This is a genomic window from Photorhabdus namnaonensis (assembly GCF_001684335.1).
Classification (GTDB): Bacteria; Pseudomonadota; Gammaproteobacteria; order Enterobacterales; family Enterobacteriaceae; genus Photorhabdus; species Photorhabdus namnaonensis.
In genome coordinates, this window is the sequence record NZ_LOIC01000049.1 from 1 (window position 1) to 761 (window position 761).

General features: G+C 36.7%; 1 pseudogene. It reads left to right on the forward strand.

Annotated elements, in window-relative coordinates:
• Positions 1-15: 15 nt before the first annotated feature.
• A pseudogene (locus tag Phpb_RS09240) lies at positions 16-761 on the forward strand (DUF637 domain-containing protein); the annotation flags it as partial.

The following is a 761-nucleotide window of genomic DNA, read 5'->3' on the forward strand; positions in this document are numbered from 1 at the left end:
ATATTTGGCGACACTGTGCGTAATAGTGGTAATAAAGCCTTGTTGCAAGCCAACAATAATATGTGGATACAGAAAGATGCTCAGGGGAATAAAAGTCAGTTAATCGAAAATAGATCCGCGACGATAAAAACCGTGAATGGGGATTTGGTTGTCAGGACCCAAAAACTTAATAATACACGTGATGTTTTTGTTGTTAAAAACAAGGAGTTAACACCAGATTCAACAGATAATAACATGATTATTAATGAAACGAAAACCTGTGATTTTGAAGACCCGGTTATTCATGAAGCTGCATTAATCACTCCACTTCCTGATAAATGGTTTGGGCGTGTTGATTTTGGTAGAGATAATACTACAGATGGGGGAATTCATATAAATCACGCCAGAACTGAAACCATCATTTCTGACAGTAAGCAACCTGGAGTGATAGCATCTGGAAAGAACATTTATATCAACAGTGATGAGTTATTGAATTTTGTCAGTAAGATAAGTGCCGGCAAAGATATTTTCTTAACAGGAATTAATTTTATTAATGAAAGCAAAATAACCGGCGTGCTAAATAATTATATTGTATATACAGAGAAGGAAACCGAAGGTAGTGTATCTTCCCGTGGCGACGTATATATCAGGACAGACTTTGACAGATCAGGAAGCGTTAAAAAATGGGAGGATGAAAGCAATATTATTGAACCCGCCAGTGTTGTTGCTGCCGGTAATCTTGTCGCTGATTTTAAAGATAATATTAATATTCGCACACCACT